Genomic DNA, 18285 nt, shown 5'->3' with positions numbered 1-18285 from the left:
CGCGATGGACGACCAGACGCGGGCCCTCATCCAGGAGGCCATGGTCTTCGGGCGCTTCGAGGCCGAGCAGTATCTCCTGATCCTGCCGGTGGTGATCTGCTTCGTCTTCGGCGCGGCGCTCCTGATGATCCGCCGGCGCATGGACCTGCACCCGGTGGTGGCGACGGTCGGGCTGACGCTGCTGCTCGCCACCGACGTCGCGCTGCTCTGGCGCGTGATCGAGGAGGGCTCGGTGTCGATGGCGATGGGGGGCTGGCGCCCGCCCTTCGGCATCTCCTTCACCGCCGACCTCCTCTCGGCCCTGTTCCTGACCGTGGCCGGCTTCGCGGGGCTCGCCTGCGGCATCTATGCTGGCGCCTCGATCGACGAGGAGGGCCGCCGCTACGGCTTCTATCCCTTCCTCTTCATGGTGATGGGCGGCGTGTCCGGTGCCTTCCTCACCGGCGACATCTTCAATCTCTACGTCTGGTTCGAGGTGCTGCTCATCGGCTCTTTCGGGCTCCTGATCCTCGGCTCGGAGCGCGAGCAGCTCGACGGCGCCACGAAATACTGCTTCCTCAACCTCATCGGCGCGACGCTCTTCCTGCTGACCGTCGGCTATCTCTACGGCGTCTTCGGCACGCTCAACATGGCCGACATCGCGGTGAAGTCGGCGCAGCTCGAAGGCACCGGCGTCCTCCTCACCATCGCCTCGCTCTTCCTCGTCGCCTTCTCGATGAAGGCTGCGGCCTTTCCGCTGAATTTCTGGCTGCCGGCTTCCTACCACACACCCCGTTTCGTGGTGTCGGCACTTTTCGCGGGCCTCCTCACCAAGGTCGGCATCTACGCGCTGATCCGCGTCGTGCTCATGCTGTTTCCGCCCGAGCGGGGGGGGCTCGGATTCGTGATCGCCTGGATGGCGGCGCTGACCATGCTGATCGGCGCGCTCGGCGCGCTGGCGCAGACAGACCTGCGGCGTCTCCTCAACTACGTCGTGATCACCGGCATCGGCACCATCCTCGCCGGGCTCGCCATTCCGCCGGTGCTGGAGAGCACGTCGAGCGCCATCACCACGGGCGCGGCGAGCGTCATCCGGGGCGTCGCGAACGGGCCCTATGCCGACGGCGTCTCGGCCGACGGGGCCCTCGCGACCGGCTTGTCCGGTGCGATCTTCTACGCGCTGCATTCGGTGGTGGTGATGACCGCGCTCTATCTGGCGGCCGGCGTCGCGGCCTTCCGCAACGGCTCCTCGTCGCTGCACGAGATGGGGGGGCTGTGGCGGCGTCATCCGCTGTTCTCGGCGATGATGCTCGTGCTGCTGCTCGCGGTATCGGGGCTGCCACCCTTCTCGGGCTTCTGGCCGAAGATGCTGCTGGTGCGCGCCTCGATCTCGGCGGGCCTGCCGTGGCTGGCGGTCTGCGTGCTGGTCTCCGGCTTCCTCCTGACCATCGCCTGCGTGCGCGTCTTCGCCTTCGCCTTCTGGCGGCCGGCGCCGGCCCAGGCCGAGGGCGGCGACGGGCACATGGGCTCGGACGACGCCTTCCGCGCGCCGCCGCCGGGCCGTCCGTTGGCGCTGGTGCCGCTCGTGGCGCTGTCGCTCTTCGTGGTGGCAGTCGGCATCTGGCCGGAGCCGCTGGCTGAACTGACCTTCGCCTCGGCACACCAGATCCTGAAGCCCGCCGCCTATCTCTCGTCCGTCATCGGGAGCGCGCCATGAACCCCTTCGTCGTCAACCTCCTGCTGGCCCTGGTCTGGCTGGTCGTCACCGGCGGCTTCAGCCTCGCCAACCTGATCTTCGGCTACATTCTCGGTGCCGCGACGCTCTTCCTCATCCGCGAGCAGATCGGCGCGCGTGGCTATTTTCGGCGCGGGCGCGAGGTCGTCGGGCTGATCGTCTTCCTGGTCTACGATCTCGCCGTCTCGGCCTGGCGGGTGGCGCGCGTCGTGCTCTCGCCGCGCCTCGACGTGAAGCCCGGCGTCTTCGTCTACAAGCACCGCGTCGAATCGGAGTTCGGCATCGCCCTTCTCTGCAATCTCGTCGGCCTGACGCCGGGAACGCTGATCTTCGACATCTCGTCCGACAACCGCACGCTCTTCGTCCATGCGCTCGACTGCTCCGATCCCGAAGCACGCCGGCGCGAGATCGCCGACGGGTTCGAGCGCCGGATCCTCGAGGTGTTCCGATGACCCTCCTGAAGTTTTCCGAACTCTTCCTCGACACTGCGCTCGATCTGGCGCTGGCGATCCTCTGCCTCGCCTTCTTGCTCACGGTGATCCGCATCTGGCGCGGACCGACGTTGCCCGACCGGGTGCTCGGCCTCGACGTCCTCACCTCCTCGGCGATCGGCTTCATCGCCGTGATCGGCATCGACACCGGCTTCACCCTCTATGTCGACGTCGCCATCGCGCTCGGGCTGGTCGGCTTCCTCGCGACCATCTCCTTCGCGCGCTTCATCCTGGCGCGCGGCGACACCGAGCGATCGCCCGTCTCGGTGACCGAGCCGGTGGCCGACGAGATCGTGCTCGGCGAACCGGAGACCCGCCCATGACCGGCATCGGCAACATTCTCGCCGGGATCTTCGTGGTGATGGGCGCGAGCTTCGCGCTAGTCGCGGCGATCGGCATCCTGCGGCTGCCCGACTTCTACACCCGCATGCACGCGGCCTCGAAGGCCGGCACGGTCGGCTCGGTGCTGGCGCTCGTGGCGCTCGCCATCGTCTCGGTGGAGACGGCCGAGGTCCTGCGCGCCATCGCCGCCATCGTGTTCTTCTTCCTCACCGCGCCGATCGCCGCCCATCTGCTCGGCAAGGCCGCCTATTCCGCAGGATACCGGATGTGGGACGGCTCGGTGCTGGACGAGATGGCCTGCCCGCCGAGCGAGAGCCGCGGCCCCGGCGACCGGCCGGCGGAAGACCAGCGGCCGATCCTGTGAGGGGAGCGCCGGTCGCACGAGCAGGTCTGATGACGGTCGGGTACGCCGCATGATGCGAACGAGCGTCTTCTCCCGTGTCGCGATCGCCTTCGCCGGACTCTTCGGCGCTCTGGGAACGGCCGGCGCGGCGCTCGCTGCGCATGGTGGCGGCGACCGGCAGATGCTGACGATCGCGGCCGCCATCGCCTTCGTGCACGCGCCGGCGCTGCTCGCCCTCGGGCTGGCCGCGCCCGGCCGGCTGCGCGCCGTCGCTCTGCCGGGCGCGGCCTGGATCGTCGGCGTGCTGCTCTTCTCCGGCGATCTCGGCTCGCGCGCCTTTCTCGACGGCCGCCTCTTCGTCAACGCCGCGCCCACCGGCGGCTCGATCCTCATTCTCGGCTGGGCGAGCCTCCTGGTTCTCGCGTTCCTGCCGACGCGCGATCCCGCGGCTTGACGCGGCAGGGGCGAACCGGTGCAACGACGGGACGAGAAGGGGAGGGGACGGCGATGACCGGTTTCGACAAGGCCTTGTTCGCAGGGCGAACGATCGTGGTGACGGGGGCCGGTCGCGGCATCGGCGCGGCGGTCGCGGCGGGCTTCCTCGCCTGTGGCGGGCGTGTCATCGCCCATGCCGGCCGCTCGCTGGAGCATGCCGAGACCGATCTTCTGGCACGCGTCGCCGGCACCGAGCGCGACCGGCTGACGCTTCTCACGGAGGATCTCGGCCGGCCCGGCGGCGGCGCGGCGCTGGCGGCGAAGGTGCTGGCCGAGACGGCGACCGTGGACGTCCTCGTCAACAACGCAGGCACGATGGGCGGGCGCATCCGGGCGGGCGAGGAGACGGCCGAGACCTACGACCACGTGCTCGATCTCAACATCCGGCAGGTGGTGGACCTCACCGGCCGGCTGCTGCCGGCGCTGCGTGCGGCGGAGGCGGCTGCGATCGTCAACACCGTGTCGATCTCGGCGCGCTCGGGCGGCAGCGCCGGCTCGGCACTCTATTCGGGCACCAAGGCCTTCGTCTCGGCCTGGACGAAGACGCTGGGCAAGGAGCTTGCGCCCGACGGCATCCGCGTCAACGCGGTTTCGCCCGGCACGATCATGACCGACTTCCACCGGCGCTATTCGTCGGAGGAGAAGCTGCGGGCCACCGCCGAATCCATCCCGCTGAAGCGGCTCGGCACCGCCGACGACTGCGCGCCGGCCTATCTCTTCCTCGCCGCGGACGCGTTGTCCGGCTACATGACGGGACAGGTCGTCGAGGTGAACGGCGGCCAACTCATGCCCTGAGGCGGCCTGCCTGGAACGAGATCGCCGTCGCCGGCCAATCTCACATTGCCGGACGCCAGCGGAGCGAAAAGCGGCATCGCCGCCCTCGCTTCCCGCATCGTCAGGGGTTGGACGTCGGTGCGACCGGCGCGGAGAGGGCCGCTGCCGGCCCGCCGCGGATCGCCGCCAGGATACGCTCTGCCATCGCGTCGTAATTGCCGTCGAAATGGTGGCCGCCCTCGATGCCCAGCTTGGTGACGGAGGCAAGCGCCGGGTCGAGGCAGGCGTTGTCCTCTTCGTCCTCGGTGCCGTAGACGCAGAGAACCTTGGGCGGCGGCATCGTCTGGATCGCCGGCACCACGGCATGGTCGCCGGTCGAGAGGCCGAGCCAGCCGCCCACCGAGATCTGGAAGCCGGTCTGCTGCGAGGGGGCGAGCAGGCCGATGAGCGAGATCTTGTCGGTCCAGGCCTGCGGCAGATGGCCGTAGGCGAAGGGCAGCGTGTCGGCGCCGAACGAGTAGCCGAGCAGCGCCACGGGCACGCCGGCCTTGGGGTTGGCGTCGCCGAGCATGGTGGCGATGTCGGCAGCCATCTCCTCCGGCGTCTTCTCCGACCAGAAGTAGCGCAGCGCATCGACCCCGATCACCTCCACGCCGTGGGCGGTCAGCCAGTCGCCGATCGTCTTGTCGAGATCGCGCCAGCCGCCGTCGCCCGACACGAAGATGGCGACCGCCACGGGGTCGCCCTTCGGCTTGCTGACGACGATGGGCAGGCCGTTCGAGTCGGCCGCGGCGATCGCCACGGCCGCCGCCACGGCGTCGTCCGCCGCGCTGTCGCCGTCGCGCTCGATCACCGTGCCGGCTTGAAAGGGTGCGGCGAGGGCGGTCGCCTTGTCCGTACCCTCCGCATCCACGAAGGTGAAGGGGTTGGGAATCGCAGCCGCCCGGTCGTAGGCGAAGGTGCCGCCGGCCGCCGGCGTCGCCTTCGCACCCTCGCAGACCGGGAGCCTGGAGCGCACCGAAGGGGTCGCGCGTAGGCCGACGCCGCCTGCCACCGTCGCGTCCGGCGCATCGGCGACGCTCGCATAGGCGAAGGTCGCGCCTGCACCGCGGCCCACCACCACCGGGTGGAAATAGGTGTCGAGCGCGAGGGTGCGCAGCGTTTCCTTGGCGATTCCCTCGATGTCGGAGCCGAGATACAAGCACTCGTCGCCGGGCTCCGCTCCGGCTTCGAGCTCGCTCCGCCACCGGTCGAGATCGACGGGCATCACGATGAGGCCGGCATCGACCAGGCGCGCCGCGAGGTCGCGGTCGGCATCATTGATGCCGCCGGTGTCGGAGACGAGGAAGACGAGGCCCGTCGGGTCGTCGTCGGGCACGAGGACGCCGATGCCGTGGAGGTTCTCGTAGGAGACGGTGGCGGCGGGAACGGCGGCCGCGGTCTGCGATCCCACGCGCGACATGACGAGCGATCCGGTAAGGAGGCCGGCGGCGACGATGGCGGTGAAACCGCCGAGAAGGGTCAGGCTGCGGTTCATGAATCCTGCTTCGGGCGGCCGGAGATGAGGGTGGTGACGTCGACGAGCACCTTGGCCGTGTCGAAGCCGCCGGGGCAGACGAGATAATGCGGCGTCCAGACCGGGCCGAACTTCTGCTTGAAGGCCTTCAGCCCGTCGAAGCGGTAAAACGAGCCGCCGCGCCGGTAGAGGAAGGAGCCGAAGCGGTTCCAGCGCGAGGCGCCGCGCCGGTCGACGAGGCCCGAGAGTGGCGCCGCGCCGAGATTGAACCAGCGATAGCCCTCGTCCTTGCCGTAGAGCAGGATGCGGGCGAAGAGCGCGTCCATGATGACCTTCGAGACGTCGGGCCGGAAGCGCATCAGGTCGATCGACAGCTCCTGCTTGTCGGCGCCGCGCCAGAGATTGGCGAAGGCGACGATGGCGCCGTCCTTCTTCATCACCGCCATGTCGAAATGCTGGAGATAGGCCGGGTCGAAATAGCCGAGCGAGAAGCCTTTTTCCGAACCCGACTTCATGTCGAGCCAGGCGTCGGAGACTCCCCGCAGCTCGTCCATCGCCGCCGCGACTTGGTCGCGCGAGAGGATGGAGAAGGCGAGGCCCTCGCGCTCGGCCCGCCGGGTGGCGGTGCGAAGGTCCTGCTTCTTGGCGCCCTCGATGGTGAAGGTCGTCAGATCGACGCGTGCCACCTCGCCGAGCTTCAGCGCCACGAGGCCCATGTCGAGGAAGAGCGGCAGGCTTTCGGGCATCACCTCGTAGAAAACCGGGCGCTCGGCCTGCCGGTCGGCGAGGTCGCGGAAGGCCCAGGCGAGCTCGGAGACGGTCTCGGGCGGGCCGATCGGCTCGCCGAGCGCGATGAGGCTGCCGCCCGAGCGGGCGTACATCACGAAGCCCTTGCCGTCGGGCGACAGCAGGAACTGCTTGTCGCCGAGCAGTGCCAGTGCCGCCACGGTGTTGGGCGAGGCCTCCACCAGCTCGGGGATGGCGTCGGGAATGCGCGCGTTCTTCTGGACGCGTTCGGTGCGCCGGTGGATCGCGACGTCGAGGCCCACCGCCGCGATCACGGCAAAGGCCACCACGCTGGCGCGCAGGAAGCGCGAGGCGTTGTCCTCCATCGCGAAGTTCCACCACATGTCGTTGGCGTATTCGACGTTGCGATAGGCGAAGAAGCCGAGCCAGACCGAGGCGACGACGGTGGCGACCACCGCCACGAGCCAGCTCCAGGTGACCGCGAAGGGGTTGATCGCCGAGCGGCGATAGAAGGCGTGGCGGAAGCCGAGGAGCAGCGAGGCCAGCACGAGAAGGATCACCGCCTCTTCCCAGTCGAGCCCCTTGGAGAGCGAGAACACCGCGCCGGCCACGAGCAACGCCAGCGACACGATCCAGGCCCGCCAGAGCCGCTTGGCCAGACCGCGCGCCACGATGAGCAGCGCCACGCCGATGAGGCTCGCCGCCATGTGCGACATCTCGATGAAGGGCAGCGGGAGCACGTCGTTCAAGGCGCCGAGCCGGTTTTCGACGCCGGGCGTCGCGCCCGAGAAGAGCAGCACCAGACCGCCGCCGAAGGCGAGCACCGCCACCGTCGGCGGCACCAGCGGCTCGAAGGCGCGCACGAACTCGAGTGCCGGGCCCTTCAGCTTCGAGCGCCGCCTGACGACCTCGACGACGAGGAGGCCGATCACCGTCACCACCAGCGGCAGCACGGTGTAGATCAGCCGGTAGAGGAGGAGCGCCGCCACCACGTCGGCGCGGTCCGACAGGCCGAGGCTGGCGATGATCGTCGCCTCGAAGGTCCCGAGCCCGCCCGGCGCGTTGGAGGCGACGCCGACGATCACGGCCACGGCGAAGACGAGCGTGAAGAGCGTGAACGAACCGACGCTGCCCTCGGGCATCAGCACGTAGAGCGTCGCGGCGGCGGCGCCGACGTCGGCGATGCCGGCGAAGATCTGGACGATGGCGCCCTTCTGCGTCGGTAGCGGCAGGGTGAAGCGGCCGAGACGCGCGGTCTTCTCGCTGCCCGAGAGCCAGACCACGAAGGCCCCGACCAGCGCGATGAGCACGACGCCGATCGCGACGTCGACCACCGGGTCGAGATCGCGCAGGATCGGAACCTCGCTGGGATCGAGCACCAGCGCCGTGCCGATCATGATGGCGAGGGCGAACCAGAGCGCGAACCAGGAGGTGCCGACGATGCGCCCGATATCGGCCAGCTCGATGCCGCCGGACTTGTAGACGTGGTAGCGCAGCGCGCCCCCCGTCAGCAGCGGGAAGCCCAGCGCGTTGGAGATCGCGTAGCCGGCGGCTCCGACGGTGGCCGCGACCGGACGCGAGACCCGGCCCGGCGCGATCGTCTCCACCGCCACGACGTCGTAGAGCGAGACGGCCGCGAAGCTGACCGCGGTGAACAGGACGGCGAGCGCCAGATCGAGCGGCGAGACGGCGGCGAGCGCGCCGTGCACGTCGGCGAGCGTCAGCGACGAGACCATGCTGCCGAGCGCGGCGAAGGCCGCGATCGTGATCGCCAGACCGACGGCGAGCGGCAGATAGCGACGCCAGGTGCGATGGCCCGCTGCGGCGGCAGGCTGGGCGGACGGGGTTTCAGCGCTCATGGGAATGACAGTTCCGATCGACCCGCAAGCCGGAGGGCTCGCGAGACGCGACTTAACCGAACTTCGCGACGGAACAAGCGCGCGGTCGCTCCTTGCGGAAATTTAAGTCGGCGGCCGGGTGAAGGGTTCGTCAACCATGACGTCGGTTTTGGCCCTCTGCCTGCAGGCACATTCCGGCATCGGCGATGGACGTAAGTACTCCTTATAGGGGTGCATGTTCGATGTCGGGCGATGTGGCGGAGGCGTTTCTTCCCTCACGACGGATTCGAGGACCCGACGATGATGCGATGGACGATTTCCCGCAAGCTCCTGCTTCTGTCCGCGATGGGGATTGCCTTGTTCGTGGCCTCCGTCGCGTTGCAGCTCTGGCAGCTCGAGACGCAGATGTGGAACGATCGGCGGGAGATGCTGAAGGGGCAGGTGGATTCCGCCGTCACATCGATCGCCGATCTCGACCGGCGCGCGACCGCAGGCGAACTCACGCTCGACGAGGCGCAGGCGCGAGCGCGCGCCGCCATTCGTCCGATGCGTTTCGGCAATGGCGACTACATCTTCGTCTACGATTCGAAGGGCATCCGCCAGATCTCCGCGAAGGCCGAGGAGGAGGGGACGAGCGCCTGGGACAGGACCGATCCGAACGGCGTGAAGCAGGTGCAGCAGATGATCGCCCGGGCCTTGGAGGGCGGCGGCTTCACGGATTACGCGACGAACCGGCTGAACAGCGACGCACCGGTGCCGAAAACGAGCTACTCCCGCCATTTCCAGAACTGGGACTGGGTCGTCGCCACGGGCACCTATGTCGATGACATCGACACCATCGTCCACCAGCGCATGTTCGAAAGCGCGAGTTGGGCCGGTGCGGCGGCTCTTCTCCTCGGCCTCGGTTCCTGGTGGATCGCTCGTGGAATCGTCGGTCCTCTGCGGCGCGCCGTGGCGATGGCGCAGGCCATCGGCCAGGGCGACCTGACCATCCGCGCCACGAAAGCGGGACGCGACGAGATCGGCGACCTGCAGCGGGCGATGACGGCGATGTCGCAGAACCTTGCCGAGATCGTCTCCGACGTTCGCGGATCGGCGCTTCAGGTGGCGTCCGGCTCCAGCCAGTCGGCGGCGACGGCCGACCAGCTCTCCTCCGGCTCGACCGAACAGGCCGCGGCCTCCGAGCAGGCCTCGGCGGCGGTGGAGGAGATGACGGCCAACGTGCGCGGGAATGCCGACAACGCCAGCCAGACCGAGAAGATCGCGAGCCAGGCGAGCCTCGCCGCCGAGCGTACGGGGGCGGCGGTGTCGGGCTCGGTCGAGGCGATGCGGGTGATCGCCGAGAAGATCCAGGTGGTGCAGGAGATCGCCCGGCAGACCGATCTTCTGGCGCTGAACGCCGCGATCGAGGCGGCGCGCGCCGGCCAGCACGGCAAGGGCTTCGCGGTGGTCGCTTCGGAGGTGCGCAAGCTCGCCGAGCGCAGCGCGGAGGCCGCCACCGAGATCGGCGCCCTGTCGGCGCAGACCCTGATCGCCTCGCGCGAGGCCGGCGACATGCTGGGCGCGCTCGTGCCCGACATCCGCCGCACGGCCGAACTGGTGTCCGAGATCTCGGCGGCCTGCCGCGAGCAGGCGGTGGGCATCGAGCAGATCAACCAGGCGATCGGCCAGCTCGACCAGGTGACGCAGTCCAACGCCGGCGCGGCCAACCAGATGTCGGCCACCGCCGAGCAGCTCTCGGCCGAGGCCGGACGACTGGCGGAGCGCTCGTCCTTCTTCCGCCTCGACGATTCGGCGCCCCTCGCCCCAGCGAAGGCAGCCGTGGCAGCGCCGGTCGCCGCTCTCGCTCGCATGCCGGCCCGTAGCCGTCCCGCATCGGCGCCGCGCCCGGCCGCGTCTCGCCCCGCCGCCCAGGACGACGGCGGCTTCGCGCTCGACCTCGGCAACACCGGATTCGAGCGCATGAGCGCCTGACCGCCGGTCGACGCTCATGGGCAGGGGCGAAAACCCGTCCTGCCCGTGGGTTCAGGGAACCTTACGCCGGTCTCGCGCGTCCTTCCGACATCCTAATTTTTCGGAAACTCCCATGCGCAGTCGAACCTCCGCCGCGGTCCGCGTCGTCCGCTACACGCTCCTCGGCCTCTGCCTCCTGTTTGCCGGGGGCATCGCCTTCCTCGCGATCAGCGACCACAGCCAGGTGGAGGCCGACCCGCTCTCCGACTATCGGGCGCGCGAGACCACCCGCTGAACCTCGCCGGGCGCGCTCGCCTCGCGAGGTGAAAGCGCCTAAGGGACGGCCGCGAACCGTCGATCCGGCTCGCTCCCATCCTTGGAGACGTCGTTGCGAGCGCCCATTCCCATCACCGACCCGTCGGATCCGCGCATCGACGCATACCGCGACGTGCGCGACCGCGACCTGACGGGTCGAGGCGGCTTCATGGCCGAGGGCGCGGTGGTGCTGGAGCAGCTTCTGGCATCCCGGCGCTATCGCCCGGTGTCTCTTCTCGTGCTGCCCGGTCGCTGGGCGGGCCTCTCGGCGCGGCTCGCCGCGTTGCCCGACGACGTGCCGGTGTTCACCGCCGAGCGCGCCGTGTTCGACGCGGTGTCGGGCTTTCCGATGAACCGCGGCATCCTCGCCCACGGCACGGAGCGCAGCGGTGGAGAGGACGTCGCCGAGCCGATGGAGGCGGTGCTCGCGTGGACAGTGCGCGAAGGCGGCACCGTCGTCGTCGCCTGCGGCCTCACCAACCATGACAATGTCGGAGGGCTGTTCCGCAACGCCGCCGCGTTCGGCGCGGGCGCCGTGCTGCTCGACGATCGCGCCTGCGATCCGCTCTACCGTAAGGCGATCCGCGTTTCCGTCGGCACGGTGCTGACGGTTCCCTTCGCGCGGGGCGGGGCTCCGTCGCAGATCCGCGCGCTCCTCACCGATGCCGGTTTCGAATGCCTAGCGCTGTCGCCGGGCGGCGAACTGCGGCTCGACGCGATACGCGAGCGCCGGCCTCGCGCCCTGTTTCTGGGAACGGAAGGGGAGGGGCTCGACGGACGCTTCCTCGCCGAGTGCCGGTCGCTGCGCATCGCGATGGCGCCGGGGCTGGACAGCCTCAACGTCGCGACTTCGGCCGCGATCGCCCTCCACCATTTCTTTTCGCTGTCGTCGCCGGATTGACCTCTGCCGCCAGGGAGCCGGCGCCGGCGCCTCGGGTCTCGTCGATGATCGGCACAGGCGAGCCCTCTCCCTCGGTCGCCATCAACTGGCGCACGCGCGCCGCCAGGGTCGAAGCCCCCCCGGCGGAGGCCGTCGTCGCCTCGTCCTCGGCCAGAAGCTGCGCCACCGGCGACTGGGGCCCTTGCGTCTGAACCTCCTTGTGGAGAATGCGAGCGGCGATGTCGGTGATCCGCTCGCGGATCTCGGCATTCTCCTCGCGCGTCGGCTCGCGCCGGGCGCCGGCTCGCGCGGCGATGGCGGCGCGCAGCCGGTTGCTGCCCGAAGGGCCGGCCTCACGGGTCTCTCGCTGGGAAAGGGCGGGAACCGGGACCGGGGCGGAGAGAGCGACCGACGATGGCGATGCGTCGCTGGCGTCGAGCGCCCGGCCCGAGGTCTCGCCGTCTGCCGTGGAGGCCGCGATCGCGGGGACGCCGATCGGAGCGGCGGAGGGCGTGGAGAGCGAAGGCGAGGGAGCGGGCTCCGGTGTCTTCGCCGCGCTCCGTTTCGCGTCGCTCAGATGCAGGATGCGGGTCTCGGCGGCGGCAAGCGCCGAGCGCTGCTCGTCGGCGACTTCGCGCAGCGCCTGAAATTCGGCGGCGAGGAGGTCGAGTTCGCGCGCGCGCACCTGCAACTTGTCGCGCAGTTCCTGGCGCGTCTCGTGCAGTTCGTCGCGCTCGCCCGCCAGAGCCGTCAGACGCTCTTCGAGATGGGCGATGGCCTGGTCGCGACGCGTCAGCTCGGCCTCGAGTTCGCTCTGGCGGGTGCGCAGGTCGCCGTTCTCGACGAGGACGCGCCCGGCTTCGGCGCGCTCGCGCACGCCGGTCTCGCGCGCCTCGGCGGCGCGGATCTCGGTGCGGCGCATCTCGAAGGCGGCCGTGGCGCGCACGGCGTCGATCTCGCCACGGATCTCCTTGACGCTCGCCGGGATCGTCGCGTCGAAGTCGCGGCGGGCGAGGCGCTGGGCCTTGCGCCAGAGCAGCGGCACGAGAAGCAGGGCGACGAGGCTCGCCACCAGGGCGCCGAGGGCGAAGACGAGCGCGGTCGCGACCATGGCTATCCCGGATGAGTTCGATCGGACGCGCGGCACGCCCGGCGGTGCGGAGGTGGCGGGACGCACGAGGCCGCAGCCCCGCGCGTCCCGCGCGCGACAAGCTTTAGATCAGCCGGCGTCGCGCTGCAAAGAGGCGTGCGGGTGGCGCGACATCGCGGCCGGCTCGATCAGAAGGGGTTCCAGGTGGCGCTGGGCGTCAGCTTGAGATAGCCGACATTGACGCCGAGGCGCGCGCCGAGGCCGGTCTTGATCGGCACGAGGGTGACCGCCTCGCGCTGGAGGAAGGTCATGCCGAGGCCCCCGACGAGATAGGCGCTGCCGGTGACCCCGACATAGCGCCCGTAGACGCCTTCCACCGAGGGCAGGTTGTAGACGAGCATCATGGTGCGCGCGCCGTCGCCGCCGGCGTCGAAGCCGACGGAGGGGCCCTGCCAGTAGATGCGGTGTTCGCCCGCGTTCTTGGTGAACAGCGTGCCCTCGCCGAAGCGCAGGCCGCCGATGAAGGCGCCCGAGCCCTCCTCGCCGAGAATGTAGCCGTTCGGCAAGCCTTTCTGCTGGAACGCCTTCTCGACGGCCGTGGCGAGCCCGCCCGCCGTCGCGCCGAAGAAGCGGTGCCCCTCGGTGACGATCTCGTCCATCGAATAGCCGTTGCTCTGCTCCTGCGCGGCGGCGGGGGCAGGGGCGAGTGCGACGAGCGCCGCGCTCGCCGCGAAGGCAGCGAGGGACAGGCGGCGGATCTGGCGGGCGATGCGAGACATCGATCGGCTCCTTCGGATGGCGCGAGACGCGGCCGCGACGCCGCGCGAGGGCGAACGCGGGCGGCATGCGGCGAGAGCGCACAGATTGCTCCCGTTAAGGTTGCCAGATCGCTAACGCGCGGCCGGGCGCGGCATCCTTTTTCGCGTGCGTGCGCGTGGCAACCGCGTCCCACCCGGCAGCCAATTGCGGCGGCGGGCGGACGCGCCTCTCGCGAAGCCGCGCCCGGCATGTTACCGCGCCAGTCGGATCGATCGAATTTTAACCGTCTCCTCACCACAGGGATCGCCGATGACCCACCTGCCCGACTTGTCCGCGCCGGATCTGGCGGCGCTCCTCGCCAGCCGTCTTTGCCACGACATCATCTCGCCGGTCGGGGCGGTGCAGGCAGGGCTCGAGCTTCTCGACGAGATGCCCAACGATCCCGAAGCGATGGCGCTGGTGCGCCGCTCCACGCAGAGCGCGGTGGCCAAGTTGCAGTTCGCGCGCGTCGCCTACGGCTCCTCCGGCTCCACTCTCGCCCAGATCGACATGGGCGACGCCAAGTCGGTGGCCGAGGGGCTGATGGCCTTCGAGAAGGCCGACCTCAACTGGTCGGGGCAGCGCGCCTACGTGCCCAAGAACATCGCCAAGCTCGTGCTCAACCTGGTGATGGTCGCCAATGCCTCCGTGCCGCGCGGGCGCGAGGTGGAGGTGCAGGTCGAGGCGCTGGAGCCCGCGGCCGAGATCACGATCACGGCCCGCGGCAAGCCGCTGCGCGTGCCCGCGCTGTTCCGGGCGCTGCTCGCCGGCGAACTCGGCGACCATCCGGTCGACGCGCATGGCATCCAGCAATATTACACGCTGCTTCTGGCGCGCGAATGCGGGCTCGGCGTCGCGCTCGACATCGCCGAGGAGACCGCGACCTTCACCGTGCGGCCGCTCTGAGAGGCCCGATCTTTCGCATTCGAGCCGTTCGGTTCAGGATTTCTTCGCCGTGCTCGGCAACGGCTCCGCAAAGGATCGCTGCTAGTCTCGCGGGGTGAACAGAAGCCCGCCGATGGCGCGAGCGGAGATGCTGCGGATGATGAAGTGCCTGGTGATCGACGAATCCAGCATCGTGGCGAAGGTCGCGACGCGGATCCTGGCGGGAATCGAGATCGAGACCAGCGGCGCGTTTTCCCTGGAGGAGGCGAGCGCGCAGCTGGGATCGGAGCCGCTGCCGGCGCTGGTGATCGTGTCGGCCTCGCTCGTCGGCATGCCCGTCGAAAAGGCGGTGAAGGCCCTGCGCGCGATGCCCGGCGGCGCGAAGGCTGCGATCCTCGTGTCGATCGTGGAGACCAATCTCGGCGTGATGACCCGCGCCAAGCGCGCCGGCTCCGACGGCTTCATCTTCCGCCCCTTCGACCGGGCTTCGCTGCTCGCCTGGATCGAGCCGTTCGTGAAGGTCGCGGCCTGAGAGGGGTTCAGCGTCGAGCGAAGGCCCGATCTCGCGTCCGCGGTCGATGCCGCCCGAACGCGACGAAGCCCGCGCCGATGACGACGCAGGCTTCGTGATGTCGCACGCGGTCGCCGATCAGGCGGCGCGGGTGTCGGCTTCGGGCTCGCGCAGCACGTAGCCGCGGCCCCAGACGGTCTCGATGTAGTTCTTGCCCTCGGTGGCGGTCGCGAGCTTCTTGCGCAGCTTGCAGATGAAGACGTCGATGATCTTCAGCTCGGGCTCGTCCATGCCGCCATAGAGGTGGTTGAGGAACATTTCCTTCGTCAGCGTCGTGCCCTTGCGCAGCGAGAGCAGTTCGAGCATGGCGTATTCCTTGCCCGTCAGGTGAACCCGCTGGCCGTTGACCTCGACGGTCTTGGCGTCGAGGTTCACCGTCAGGTCGCCGGTGTTGATCACCGACTGGGCATGGCCCTTGGAGCGACGCACGATGGCGTGGATCCGGGCGACGAGCTCGTCCTTGTGGAACGGCTTCGTCATGTAGTCGTCGGCACCGAACCCCAGACCGCGAACCTTGTCCTCGATGCCGGCCATGCCGGAGAGGATCAGGATCGGGGTCTTCACCTTCGACAGACGCAGCGTTCTGAGGACTTCGTATCCGGACATGTCCGGCAGGTTGAGGTCGAGCAGAATGATGTCGTAATCGTAGAGCTTGCCGAGGTCGACGCCTTCCTCACCCAGGTCGGTGGTGTAGACGTTGAAGCTTTCGGACTTCAGCATGAGTTCGATGCTCTGCGCGACGGCGCTGTCATCCTCGATCAAAAGAACGCGCATCACTTAATCCTCTGCATCCGCCCCGCCGTGAACAAAGTTCCGACCAGGTTGGAGTTCGTATTGGAGCTGACTTTGAGCTTGGCATTGAATGGTTAACAATGCCTTCAGGTCTGCCCGTCTCATCAACCTAATCTTTTCAGTCGTGGGTCGCAGATGGCGCGCCGACGCATCGCGATGTCGTCATCGCGGCAGAAAGAAGAGGTGTGCGGCGTTCTAATCAAGCAATTTACTCAGCCTTAAATCCTTACCGCCTATGATTAACGGTGCGCGTAAACAGGTGGTTAAGATCTAGCCGTCGAGGCTTGCCTGAAGCCGCAGATCGCGCCGCAGCACGGGGTTTCATGTGGAGAAACCCTAGGAACAGGAGAATGGCTCGATGGCGAAGCGTGACAACCTCATGCGCCTCACGCGTTTCAAGGTCGCCGAGAAGCGACGCCAGGTGGACCAGCTGCAGATGATGCTCGGCGAGTTCGAGCGCATGGCCGGCGAACTCGACGCCCAGATCGCCAACGAGGAGAAGAAGTCGGGCATCACCGACATCACGCATTTCGCCTATCCGACCTTCGCCAAGGCGGCCCGCACCCGGCGCGACAATCTGATGAACTCGGTCGGCGACCTGCGCATCCAGATGAACGCGGCGCGAATCGCGCTCGAGGAAGCCTCGGCCGAACACGCCAACGCCGAGAAGCTCGAGCAGCGCGACGCCGGCGAGGGACGACAGGTCGCGGTGGCCTGAGGCCGCGCCTCAGCCGTCAGCGATCCGCCCGTGCTCGTTGCGGGCCTCGAGGGTGGGCCTGATCCGATTTTGAGACGTCTTCGGCCCCATGCTCGCGCATGACGGGCCGTTTCGGCGTGGCGCGCCGCGACCAGCCGAGCGTTCGCCAGCTTCGCGAAAGGGGTGGGCTGCTAAGGCGAGGGCAGACCCGGATACACAAAAGACCGGCGGATACGAAAAAACCGGCACGAGGCCGGTTCTTCATCGTTTCTCCCGATATCGGCACCGTCAGTGCAGGTCGAACTTCTTGCGGTACTCCTGCAACTGCGTGGTCCGAAGACCCGCGAGCCCATGGCTGTCGATCGAGACCTGCCAGGACAGGAACTCCTCCACCGTCAGCGTATAGCGGGAGCAGGCCTCGTCGAGGCTGAGCAACCCGCCGCGCACGGCCGCCACCACCTCCGCCTTGCGGCGGATGACCCAACGCCTTGTGTTCGAGGGCGGCAGGTCGGCAATCGTCAGCGGGCTCCCATCGGGGCCGATGACGTATTTCACTCTCGGTCTAACCTGATCGGTCATTGAACTCTCTACAATTACGCAAAGACCTAATCGCCCCCGACCCTAGCCTTCCGCTTCTAAAAACTTCGCTAAGCCCCTTGAAGCAATTCGATAACAGCTTGAACGAATGGGCCTTGGCGAATGTCGTCGTACCGGCGAGCCGGGCGCGCGGAAGACGAGATCGGTAAAACCCGTGACTCTTCGTGCGGTTGGCACGATGGCACGTCGGGATTAAAAGAAAGCGCAATGCCGATCGCGATCGGCCCCCAGCGAGTTGCGCCATGCCCAACAGTCTCGATCTGCCGAAGGCCCCTGCCGACACGCGCGTCGTGGTCGCCATGTCCGGCGGCGTCGATTCCTCCGTCACCGCCGCTCTCCTCAAGGCCGAGGGGTACGACGTGGTGGGCATCACGCTGCAGCTCTACGACGGCGGCGCCACGCCGAAGCGCGCCGGCGCCTGCTGCGCGGGCCAGGACATCGCCGACGCGCGCCGCACCGCCGAGATCCTCGACATCCCGCATTACGTGCTCGACTACGAGCAGCGCTTCCGCGAATCGGTGATCGATCCGTTTGCGGCGAGCTATCTCGCGGGCGAGACGCCGATCCCCTGCGTCGCCTGCAATCAGACCGTGAAGTTCCGCGATCTTCTGGCCACGGCCCGCGATCTCGGCGCCGACGCGCTGGCCACCGGCCATTACATCGAATCGCGCGCCAACGGCACCGGTCGATCGCTCTACCGGCCGGCCGATCTGGACCGCGACCAGAGCTATTTTCTCTACGCCACGACGCAGGCGCAGATCGACTACCTACGTTTTCCGCTGGGCTGGCTGACCAAGCCCGAGACGCGCGCCATCGCCGAGCGCCACGGGCTCGGCGTCGCCTCCAAGCCCGACAGCCAGGACATCTGCTTCGTCGCCAAGGGGCGCTACAGCGACGTCATCGCCAAGCTTCGGCCCGATGCCGGCGCGCCCGGCGAGATCGTGCACGCCGACGGGCGCGTGCTCGGCCGGCACGAAGGCATCCTGCATTTCACGGTGGGCCAACGGCGCGGGCTTGGGCTCGCCTCGGGCGAGCCGCTCTACGTGCTGGCGATCGACGCGCGCGCCGCGCGCGTCACGGTCGGCCCGCGCGAGGCGCTGCGCACGCATCGTCTGGCGCTGCGCGAGATCAACTGGCTGGGCGAGGGGGCTGCCATCGAGGCGGCGCGGGCCGAGACGCCGCTCTTCGTCAAGATCCGCTCGACCCGCCCGCCGGCGCCCGCGCGCCTCGTGGCTTTGGGCGAAGAGATCCGCGTCGAGCTCGCGGCCGGCGAGGAGGGCGTCTCGCCGGGGCAGGCCTGCGTCTTCTATGCCGGCGAGGGCGCGGGCACGCAGGTGCTCGGCGGCGGCGTCATCGCCCGCACCGAAGCCGCCCGCACCGAAGTCGCGACCGGCGCTTTCTATGCCGAGACGAGGGCGGCGGCGACGCTCGTCGCCTGACGGACGGG

19 protein-coding genes are annotated in these 18285 nt (G+C 68.9%); 13 read left to right on the top strand and 6 right to left on the bottom strand.

The features are described 5' to 3' along the window. Nucleotides 1–4: 4 nt before the first annotated feature. From GGR04_RS13965 to GGR04_RS13940, 6 genes are read left to right on the top strand one after another with little or no spacing between them, the layout of a single operon-like run. On the top strand, nt 5–1696 hold the full coding sequence (locus tag GGR04_RS13965) for a monovalent cation/H+ antiporter subunit D (protein ID WP_183200531.1): 1692 nt from the start codon (nt 5–7) through the stop codon (nt 1694–1696). Next, nucleotides 1693–2166 (top strand): Na+/H+ antiporter subunit E, encoded by a 474-nt coding sequence (locus GGR04_RS13960; protein ID WP_183200530.1) that lies wholly within the window; start codon nt 1693–1695, stop codon nt 2164–2166. The genes GGR04_RS13965 and GGR04_RS13960 overlap by 4 nt, the downstream gene beginning before the upstream one ends. Next, nucleotides 2163–2528 carry a cation:proton antiporter gene (locus GGR04_RS13955; RefSeq protein ID WP_183200528.1) on the top strand — a complete coding sequence of 122 codons (366 nt, stop codon included), beginning with the start codon at nt 2163–2165 and terminating at the stop codon, nt 2526–2528. Before GGR04_RS13960 ends, GGR04_RS13955 begins: the two co-directional genes overlap by 4 nt. Continuing rightward, a complete protein-coding gene (gene mnhG / locus GGR04_RS13950) occupies nt 2525–2911 on the top strand; it encodes a monovalent cation/H(+) antiporter subunit G (protein ID WP_183200526.1) in 387 nt (128 codons plus the stop codon). The genes GGR04_RS13955 and mnhG overlap by 4 nt, the downstream gene beginning before the upstream one ends. Nucleotides 2912–2960: 49 nt before the next feature. Continuing rightward, complete coding sequence (locus GGR04_RS13945) at nt 2961–3344, top strand: DUF423 domain-containing protein (RefSeq protein ID WP_183200524.1); 384 nt, start codon at nt 2961–2963, stop codon at nt 3342–3344. A 53-nt stretch (nt 3345–3397) separates the two neighbouring features. Continuing rightward, nucleotides 3398–4180 (top strand): SDR family NAD(P)-dependent oxidoreductase, encoded by a 783-nt coding sequence (locus GGR04_RS13940; protein ID WP_183200522.1) that lies wholly within the window; start codon nt 3398–3400, stop codon nt 4178–4180. Between the two features lie 100 nt (nt 4181–4280). Here the strand turns inward: GGR04_RS13940 and GGR04_RS13935 are convergent, their stop codons facing one another. Both GGR04_RS13935 and mprF read right to left on the bottom strand, forming a co-directional pair. After that, entirely contained in the window at nt 4281–5696 is a 1416-nt protein-coding gene (locus GGR04_RS13935; RefSeq protein ID WP_246393159.1) for a virulence factor family protein, read from the bottom strand. Continuing rightward, nucleotides 5693–8281 (bottom strand): bifunctional lysylphosphatidylglycerol flippase/synthetase MprF, encoded by a 2589-nt coding sequence (gene mprF / locus GGR04_RS13930; RefSeq protein ID WP_183200521.1) that lies wholly within the window; start codon nt 8279–8281, stop codon nt 5693–5695. Before mprF ends, GGR04_RS13935 begins: the two co-directional genes overlap by 4 nt. A 279-nt stretch (nt 8282–8560) precedes the next feature. Here mprF and GGR04_RS13925 point away from each other — a divergent pair, with 279 nt between their 5' ends. The 3 genes from GGR04_RS13925 (at nt 8561) to GGR04_RS13915 (ending at nt 11429) form a co-directional block, all read left to right on the top strand. Beyond that, nucleotides 8561–10234: a methyl-accepting chemotaxis protein gene (locus tag GGR04_RS13925; protein WP_246393158.1), complete on the top strand. Its 1674-nt coding sequence runs from the start codon at nt 8561–8563 to the stop codon at nt 10232–10234. A gap of 112 nt (nt 10235–10346) precedes the next feature. Continuing rightward, nucleotides 10347–10508, top strand: a complete 162-nt coding sequence (locus tag GGR04_RS13920; protein WP_183200519.1) for a hypothetical protein — start codon at nt 10347–10349, stop codon at nt 10506–10508. A gap of 93 nt (nt 10509–10601) precedes the next feature. Further along, nucleotides 10602–11429 carry a TrmH family RNA methyltransferase gene (locus tag GGR04_RS13915; protein WP_246393157.1) on the top strand — a complete coding sequence of 276 codons (828 nt, stop codon included), beginning with the start codon at nt 10602–10604 and terminating at the stop codon, nt 11427–11429. On the opposite strand, the gene GGR04_RS13910 is transcribed toward GGR04_RS13915, so the two are convergent. Together GGR04_RS13910 and GGR04_RS13905 are read right to left on the bottom strand one after the other, a co-directional pair. Then, a complete protein-coding gene (locus GGR04_RS13910; RefSeq protein WP_183200517.1) occupies nt 11365–12519 on the bottom strand; it encodes a hypothetical protein in 1155 nt (384 codons plus the stop codon). The two genes, GGR04_RS13915 and GGR04_RS13910, sit on opposite strands and share 65 nt — an antisense overlap. 167 nt (nt 12520–12686) lie before the next feature. Then, complete coding sequence (locus GGR04_RS13905; protein ID WP_183200516.1) at nt 12687–13277, bottom strand: DUF1134 domain-containing protein; 591 nt, start codon at nt 13275–13277, stop codon at nt 12687–12689. A 289-nt stretch (nt 13278–13566) separates the two neighbouring features. Here GGR04_RS13905 and chpT point away from each other — a divergent pair, with 289 nt between their 5' ends. Both chpT and GGR04_RS13895 read left to right on the top strand, forming a co-directional pair. Beyond that, on the top strand, nt 13567–14202 hold the full coding sequence (gene chpT / locus GGR04_RS13900) for a histidine phosphotransferase ChpT (RefSeq protein WP_183200514.1): 636 nt from the start codon (nt 13567–13569) through the stop codon (nt 14200–14202). A gap of 112 nt (nt 14203–14314) precedes the next feature. Next, on the top strand, nt 14315–14713 hold the full coding sequence (locus tag GGR04_RS13895) for a PleD family two-component system response regulator (protein ID WP_183200512.1): 399 nt from the start codon (nt 14315–14317) through the stop codon (nt 14711–14713). A gap of 117 nt (nt 14714–14830) precedes the next feature. Here the strand turns inward: GGR04_RS13895 and ctrA are convergent, their stop codons facing one another. Further along, on the bottom strand, nt 14831–15526 hold the full coding sequence (ctrA, locus tag GGR04_RS13890) for a response regulator transcription factor CtrA (protein WP_062207990.1): 696 nt from the start codon (nt 15524–15526) through the stop codon (nt 14831–14833). Between the two features lie 376 nt (nt 15527–15902). Here ctrA and GGR04_RS13885 point away from each other — a divergent pair, with 376 nt between their 5' ends. Continuing rightward, the gene (locus GGR04_RS13885) at nt 15903–16262 is read left to right on the top strand and encodes a flagellar FliJ family protein (RefSeq protein WP_183200511.1); all 360 of its coding nucleotides are present in this window, start codon (nt 15903–15905) and stop codon (nt 16260–16262) included. 267 nt (nt 16263–16529) lie between these two features. Here GGR04_RS13885 and sciP read toward each other — a convergent pair whose 3' ends face one another. Further along, the gene (gene sciP / locus GGR04_RS13880; protein WP_183200509.1) at nt 16530–16820 is read right to left on the bottom strand and encodes a CtrA inhibitor SciP; all 291 of its coding nucleotides are present in this window, start codon (nt 16818–16820) and stop codon (nt 16530–16532) included. A gap of 260 nt (nt 16821–17080) precedes the next feature. Here sciP and mnmA point away from each other — a divergent pair, with 260 nt between their 5' ends. Beyond that, nucleotides 17081–18277 (top strand): tRNA 2-thiouridine(34) synthase MnmA, encoded by a 1197-nt coding sequence (gene mnmA, locus GGR04_RS13875; protein WP_183200507.1) that lies wholly within the window; start codon nt 17081–17083, stop codon nt 18275–18277. Nucleotides 18278–18285 lie beyond the last annotated feature (8 nt).

The sequence above is a fragment of the Aureimonas pseudogalii genome, from assembly GCF_014196835.1.
Taxonomy (GTDB): Bacteria; Pseudomonadota; Alphaproteobacteria; order Rhizobiales; family Rhizobiaceae; genus Aureimonas; species Aureimonas pseudogalii.
Note: the sequence above shows the minus strand (reverse complement) of the source record. Positions and strands in the feature narration are given on the sequence as shown.

Excerpts from the sequence above, each read along its gene's own strand:
- GGR04_RS13965 (WP_183200531.1), top strand. The coding sequence starts at position 5 with ATGGACGACCAGACGCGGGCCCTCATCCAGGAGGCCATGGTCTTCGGG.
- GGR04_RS13960 (WP_183200530.1), top strand. The coding sequence starts at position 1,693 with ATGAACCCCTTCGTCGTCAACCTCCTGCTGGCCCTGGTCTGGCTGGTC.
- GGR04_RS13955 (WP_183200528.1), top strand. The coding sequence starts at position 2,163 with ATGACCCTCCTGAAGTTTTCCGAACTCTTCCTCGACACTGCGCTCGAT.
- mnhG (WP_183200526.1), top strand. The coding sequence starts at position 2,525 with ATGACCGGCATCGGCAACATTCTCGCCGGGATCTTCGTGGTGATGGGC.
- GGR04_RS13945 (WP_183200524.1), top strand. The coding sequence starts at position 2,961 with ATGATGCGAACGAGCGTCTTCTCCCGTGTCGCGATCGCCTTCGCCGGA.
- GGR04_RS13940 (WP_183200522.1), top strand. The coding sequence starts at position 3,398 with ATGACCGGTTTCGACAAGGCCTTGTTCGCAGGGCGAACGATCGTGGTG.
- GGR04_RS13935 (WP_246393159.1), bottom strand. The coding sequence starts at position 5,696 with ATGAACCGCAGCCTGACCCTTCTCGGCGGTTTCACCGCCATCGTCGCC.
- mprF (WP_183200521.1), bottom strand. The coding sequence starts at position 8,281 with ATGAGCGCTGAAACCCCGTCCGCCCAGCCTGCCGCCGCAGCGGGCCAT.
- GGR04_RS13925 (WP_246393158.1), top strand. The coding sequence starts at position 8,561 with ATGATGCGATGGACGATTTCCCGCAAGCTCCTGCTTCTGTCCGCGATG.
- GGR04_RS13920 (WP_183200519.1), top strand. The coding sequence starts at position 10,347 with ATGCGCAGTCGAACCTCCGCCGCGGTCCGCGTCGTCCGCTACACGCTC.
- GGR04_RS13910 (WP_183200517.1), bottom strand. The coding sequence starts at position 12,519 with ATGGTCGCGACCGCGCTCGTCTTCGCCCTCGGCGCCCTGGTGGCGAGC.
- GGR04_RS13905 (WP_183200516.1), bottom strand. The coding sequence starts at position 13,277 with ATGTCTCGCATCGCCCGCCAGATCCGCCGCCTGTCCCTCGCTGCCTTC.
- chpT (WP_183200514.1), top strand. The coding sequence starts at position 13,567 with ATGACCCACCTGCCCGACTTGTCCGCGCCGGATCTGGCGGCGCTCCTC.
- GGR04_RS13895 (WP_183200512.1), top strand. The coding sequence starts at position 14,315 with ATGGCGCGAGCGGAGATGCTGCGGATGATGAAGTGCCTGGTGATCGAC.
- ctrA (WP_062207990.1), bottom strand. The coding sequence starts at position 15,526 with ATGCGCGTTCTTTTGATCGAGGATGACAGCGCCGTCGCGCAGAGCATC.
- GGR04_RS13885 (WP_183200511.1), top strand. The coding sequence starts at position 15,903 with ATGGCGAAGCGTGACAACCTCATGCGCCTCACGCGTTTCAAGGTCGCC.
- sciP (WP_183200509.1), bottom strand. The coding sequence starts at position 16,820 with ATGACCGATCAGGTTAGACCGAGAGTGAAATACGTCATCGGCCCCGAT.
- mnmA (WP_183200507.1), top strand. The coding sequence starts at position 17,081 with ATGCCCAACAGTCTCGATCTGCCGAAGGCCCCTGCCGACACGCGCGTC.